General features: G+C 74.0%; 4 protein-coding genes. 1 reads left to right on the top strand and 3 read right to left on the bottom strand.

Annotation, left to right across the window (positions count from 1 at the left end):
- From ABD308_RS19850 to ABD308_RS19840, 3 genes are all read right to left on the bottom strand, one after another.
- A partial coding sequence (locus tag ABD308_RS19850; RefSeq protein WP_344337133.1) for a LysR family transcriptional regulator occupies positions 1 to 933 on the bottom strand: 933 nt, incomplete at its 3' end.
- A gap of 177 nt (positions 934 to 1,110) precedes the next feature.
- The gene (gene lysA / locus ABD308_RS19845) at positions 1,111 to 2,463 is read right to left on the bottom strand and encodes a diaminopimelate decarboxylase (protein ID WP_344337132.1); all 1,353 of its coding nucleotides are present in this window, start codon (positions 2,461 to 2,463) and stop codon (positions 1,111 to 1,113) included.
- A gap of 227 nt (positions 2,464 to 2,690) precedes the next feature.
- Positions 2,691 to 3,692 (bottom strand): class I SAM-dependent methyltransferase, encoded by a 1,002-nt coding sequence (locus ABD308_RS19840; protein WP_344337130.1) that lies wholly within the window; start codon positions 3,690 to 3,692, stop codon positions 2,691 to 2,693.
- 506 nt (positions 3,693 to 4,198) lie between these two features.
- On the opposite strand from ABD308_RS19840, the gene ABD308_RS19835 reads away from it, so the two are divergent.
- Positions 4,199 to 5,656, top strand: coding sequence for an aldehyde dehydrogenase family protein (locus ABD308_RS19835; protein WP_344337129.1), 1,458 nt, complete (start codon positions 4,199 to 4,201; stop codon positions 5,654 to 5,656).
- The last annotated feature ends 30 nt before the right edge of the window (positions 5,657 to 5,686 follow it).

The following is a 5,686-nucleotide window of genomic DNA, read 5'->3' as shown; positions in this document are numbered from 1 at the left end:
GGACCACTGCAGTTCGAGCAGTGACCTGACCTCCCGGGCGGCCGCCCGCAGTTCGGCGAGGAACGCCCGGACGGCGGGGTTGCGGTTGGTGGCCCGGGTGGCCACGCCGATCCGGCGGTGCAGTTGCGGGTGGTCCAGGCGGCAGACGTGCACACCGGCGCTGTCGGCCAGGCCGAGCGCCGGGATCAGCGCGACGCCCATGCCGGCCCGGGCGAGGTTGATGGTCACCTGGTAGTGGTCGCTGCGGCAGCGCACCCGGGGGCGGAACCCCTCGGCGGCGCAGGCGCGTTCCAGCACCGGCTCGCCGGTCGAACCGCCGTGGGTACCGATCCAGCTCTCGCCGTCGAGTTCGGCGAGCCGGACCAGGGTCCGCCGACCGAGCCGGTGGCGCAGCGGCACGATCACCAACTGCGGCTCTTCGAAGTAGAGTTCGACCTCGGCGACGCCCTGGCGGCCGGCCTGCCGGATCCAGGGGTCGAGCGGGTGCTCGAAGACCACCGCCGCGTCCAGGCGGCCGGCCTCCAGGTCGGGGAGCAGTTCGTGCGGCTGGCCCATGATGAGTTCGAGTTCGACCTGCGGGTGCCGGGCGGAGAAGGCGGTGAGCGCGCGGGGCAGCAGGTCGAGGCCGGCCGAGGCGAAGAAGCCGAGGCGCAGCACGCCGGCCGTGCCCTCGGAGTGGGCGCGCAGGTCGTCCTGGGCGACGGCCATCAGGTCGGCGATCGCCTGGGCGTGCTCGGCCAGCCGGACGCCGGCCGGGGTCAGCCGCAGGGACTGCGGCTGACGCTCGACGAGTGCGACGCCCAGTTCCTGTTCGAGGCGGGCGAGCTGGTGGGAGACGGCGGACGGGCTCAGGTGCAGCGCCTGTGCCGCGGCCACGATGGTGCCCCGGCGGGCGATCTCCAACAGGACGAGCAGGCGGGCGCTGTTCAGCATCGGGCCAGGGTAGGTCATCTCGGCTGGTCAGGGGCGGAGGGCGGGTCTGTAGACCGGTCGGTCGATTTTTCTCGATTCAGTAGACCGGTCTGCATATTTACCCTCGGGAAAAAGTAGACCGGTCTACCTATTTTAGCGAATAGGTAGACCGGTCGACATATTCGACCCGGTCGTCAGTCAGGCGTCGGTGGTCTGGCACCACGCGGTGGGGACGACGTCGAGGCGGAGCAGGTCCTCCTCGGTCTCCCGGCGCACCACCACCCGGGCGTCGCCGTCCCGGACGAAGACCACCGCCGGGCGCGGCAGTTTGTTGTAGTTCGACGCCATCGCGTACCCGTACGCGCCGGTGACCGGAGTCGCGAGCACATCGCCGATCCGCAGGTCGGCCGGGAGGGCGGCGTCGTCGATGATGACGTCCCCGCTCTCGCAGTGCTTCCCGACCAGGCGGGCGCGCAGCGGCCTGGGCTCCTGCGGGCAGCGCGGCAGGAACGCCTCGTAGCGCGCGCCGTACAGGGCGGGGCGGAGGTTGTCGCTCATCCCGCCGTCGACGCTCACGTACGTCCGCACGCCCGCGATCCGCTTGACCGTGCCCACCCGGTAGAGGGTCAGCCCGGCCCGCGCAGAGATCGAGCGCCCCGGTTCGACGCCGACCTCCCCGGTCCAGCCGGCCCCCCGGACGGCCGCCCGCACCCGGTCCGCCCACACCGCGAAGGACGGCGCGCTCTGGCCGGCCAGGTACGCCACCCCGAGTCCGCCGCCCACCGTCAGCCGGGCCACTCCGCTGTCCACCGCGAACCGGGCCACGGCGGCGGCGCCGTCGGCGAGTTCGGCCGGGTCCAGGACCTGCGAGCCGACGTGCGCGTGCACACCCTCCAGCCGGACCGCCGGCGAGGCGGCGGCCCGCCGGACGGCGGCCTCGGCGGCGCCGTCGGCCAGGCCGAAGCCGAACTTGGAGTCGTGCCCGCCGGTGCGGATCGCCTCGTGGGCGCCCGCCGCGACGCCCGGCGCCACCCGCAGCTGGACCCGGGCCGGCGGCAGGCCCTCCTCGGCGACCAGGCGCTCGATCCGGTCCAGCTCGTCGAAGCTGTCGACGACGACGTGCCGCAGACCGGCGGTGAGGGCGGTGCGCAGTTCGGCCTCGCTCTTGTTGTTGCCGTGCAGCACGATCCGCTCCGGGGAGACCCCGGCGTGGAGCGCGGTGCGCAGTTCGCCGCCGGAGGCGACGTCGAGCAGCAGGCCCTCCTCGGCGGCGAGCCGGGCCATCGCGGCGCAGAGGAAGGCCTTCGAGGCGTAGGCGACGTTGCCCGGGCCGAAGGCGGCGACGGCCTCCCGGCAGCGGCGGCGCAGGTGCTCCTCGTCGTAGACGAAGAGCGGAGTGCCGAACCGGCGGGCGAGTTCGGTCAGCGCCACTCCGCCGACGGCGAGCCCGGCGGGGCCCGCCTCGGCGGTGAGCGGCAGCACCCCGGCGTCGATGGGCGGCGCCACGGGCGGCTGGACGGCGGGTGGGGCGGCGGGCGAGACAGGCGACACGGATTCCTCCCGGCGGGCTGGTTCACCTGCCATCCTCAGCCTGGCGGGAGGGGTCCGAAAAGCGCATTCTTCCGGCCCTGAGCGGTACCGCTTTCGATGCTCCGCCCGAACGCCGACGCACCGCGAAACCGGAGCACCGAAAGAGGAGCAGCGAAAGAGGAGCGCCGAAACACCGCACCGGCCGCGCACCCCCGGCAACGGGGGTGCGCGCCCCCGGTGGGACGCCGTCAGCCGCGCCGGGCGCGCCGGATCGCGGAGGTGACCACGGGCGGCAGCAGGTCGCCGACCGCCCGCTTGGCGACGTTGGCCGGCCGTCGGCGCTCGGCGGCGCGGGCCCGGCGCGCGGCGAGGTCGCGCACCGCCTCGTCACGCTCGCGCTCGGCGGCGCGCAGGGCCTCCTCGGTGGCCTGCGACTTCTCGCGCCGCGCGGCCTCGACGACCAGCCGCTCGTGGTGACGCGAGACGCGGAACGGCTCGGCGCCCTCCGCGTTGCCGTCGATCCGGACCACCCGCTGCGAGGCGAGCGTCTCATTGGTGATCGAGCAGTTCGGCAGGGTGCCCCGGCGGGCCAGCAGGTCGAGCTGGGCGGGCTCCGGGTCGCCCCAGGTGCCGTAGAACTTGGTGTCGGTGAGCACGATGGGCCGCAGACCGTGGTTGAAGACCGCCTCCCACGTGGCGGCCGCGACGCCCGGGGTGTGCGCGGAGCGGTAGTCGTCCAGCACCACGACGCCCTCCGGGGCGAGCGCGGTCCGGGCCACCTGGAGGTCGCCGGCCACGTGCTCGTAGAGGTGCGAGGCGTCGATGTGGATGAACCGGAACCCGGCGGCCGGAACGCGACCGTCGGCCAGGACCGAGGTGGGCGCCTGGATGATCTCCGGCAGCCGGTCGTGGAAGGAGAGGTAGTTGGACTCGAAGGCGGTGCGGGTCAGCGTCTTGCGGTAGGACATGTCCATCTCGGCGGCGTTCTCGTCGTCCGGCGCGTCCGAGTCGAACAGGTCGCAGACGGTGAAGGTCTCACCGGCCTGGAGGTGCGCTCCGATGACGATCGCGCTGCGCCCCAGGTAGGCGCCCATCTCCATGAGGTCCCCGGAGAAGCCGGCCTTCTCCTGACGCCCGAGGAACCAGTCGAAGAGGTGGCGGTCGTGGTCCCAGAACCACCCGGGCACATCGTCGAGAACGGCCGGCTCCCGCGGTTCCTGCTGCTCGGTTCCAAGTGCGGCGTCGGTCACGAAGCGGCTCCTAAGACGGTGCGGACGACCATGGGCGGCTGTCTCCGGGCTCGGAAGGACTCGTCCCTGGCGGCCGGCGACGGTCCTCGTCGGCCCCGGGCCCGGGCGGGATGAAGCCTCGGGAACGCGGACAGGACGTGACCTGCCGCCAACGGTAGTCCGACGCAGCCGAGTTCGCCGCAATCTACCGGCTTCCGAGCGAACTTGGACGGAGTTCGAAGGAAGGATTTCGCGGCCCCGCGTTATGTGCGCGTACTTGACCGCGGTCCGGCCGGGAATGGCGGACCGTTCCGTCCATACTGCGGCCGCCCCGGCGGATTTGTCATCATCACGGAAACGACCTTCGCCGAACCGGCGCTCCGGTCGGACGAGCCGCGACCGGGCGCGCGCCGCCGTGGAACCTTGCGTCCACGCGGCGCTCCCCCGTTGACTGGGCCCCCGGGCCGGCCGTCCGGCGGGCCGGCGGGGGCGCGAGGAGCAGCGGAACCGGCGGGAGAGGGTTGCACATGGCGGTCGAGACCGAGCGGACCGAACGGGCCGAGGGGTACGCCGAGTACACCGACCAGTACATCGACGGTGCCTGGCGGCCCGCCCTGGACCAGGGGTCGATCCCGGTGCTCGATCCGGCGACCGAACGGGTGCTCGCCACCGTCCCGGCCGGCGGTGTGGCGGACGTCGGCGCCGCCGTCGCGGCGGCCCGCCGGGCGGCCCGTGCCTGGGGGGCGACCACCCCCGCCGAGCGGCTGGTGCCGCTGACCCGGCTGCGGGACGGCCTGGCGGCCCACCAGGAGGAGATCGCCGCCACCGTGACGGCCGAGCTGGGAGCGCCGATCGCCTTCTCCACCGCCACGCAGGCCACGCTGCCGCTGACGGTCACCGACTCCTACCTGGAGCTGTTGCCCGACTACCCCTTCGAGGAGCGGGTCGGCAACTCGGTGGTGCACGCCGAGCCGGCCGGCGTGGTCGCGGCGATCACCCCGTGGAACTACCCGCTGCACCAGATCGCCGCCAAGGTGGTGCCCGCGCTGGCGGCCGGCTGCCCGGTGGTCCTCAAGCCGGCCGAGGACACCCCTTTGGTGGCCCGGCTGTTCGCCCGGCTGGTCGACGCGGCGGGCTTCCCCGCCGGGGTGCTCAACCTGGTGACCGGGACCGGCGCGGTGGCGGGCGCGGCGCTGACCGCCCACCCGGAGGTGGACGTGGTGTCGTTCACCGGCTCGACGGCGGTCGGGCGGGCGGTCGCCGAGACCGCCGGGCGCGGCATCAAGCGGGTGTCCCTGGAGCTGGGCGGCAAGTCCGCCAACGTGGTGCTGCCGGGCGCCGACCTGGCCCGCGCGGTGAACGTCAACGTCGCCAACGTGTTCGTCAACTCCGGCCAGACCTGCAGCGCGTGGACCAGGCTGCTGGTCCACCGCGACCGGTACGAGGAGGCGGTGGCGCTCGCCGCCAAGGCGGCCGGCAAGTACGTCCCGGGCGACCCGACGGACCCGGGGACCCGGATCGGGCCGGTGGTCAGCGCCCGCCAGCGCGAGCGGGTGCGCGGCTACATCACCGGCGCGCTCGCCGAGGGCGCGCGCCTGGTGGTCGGCGGCGCCGAGGCCCCGGACGGTCTCACCACCGGCTTCTACGTCCGCCCGACCGTGCTCGCCGACGTCACCGCCGACATGACGGTGGCCCGGGAGGAGGTGTTCGGTCCGGTGCTGGCGATCCTGGCGTACGAGGACGAGGACCACGCGGCCGAGCTGGCCAACGCCACCGAGTACGGCCTGGCCGGCGGGGTCTGGGCGGCCGACACCGACACCGCCGCCCGCTTCGCCCGCCGCCTGGACGCCGGCCAGATCGACCTCAACGGCGGCCGCTTCAACCCGCTGGCCCCGTTCGGCGGTTACAAGAACTCGGGCCTCGGCCGCGAACTGGGCCGGCACGGCCTGGAGGAGTTCCTGCGGTACAAGTCGCTCCAGTACTGAACCCGGCCGCGGCGTGACGGCCCGCCGGCC

Origin of the sequence: Kitasatospora putterlickiae, assembly GCF_039527695.1 — a bacterium.
GTDB lineage: Bacteria > Actinomycetota > Actinomycetes > Streptomycetales > Streptomycetaceae > Kitasatospora > Kitasatospora putterlickiae.
Note: the sequence above shows the minus strand (reverse complement) of the source record. Positions and strands in the feature narration are given on the sequence as shown.

Coding starts and splice junctions, on each gene's coding strand:
- ABD308_RS19835 (WP_344337129.1), top strand. CDS start 4,199: ATGGCGGTCGAGACCGAGCGGACCGAACGGGCCGAGGGGTACGCCGAG.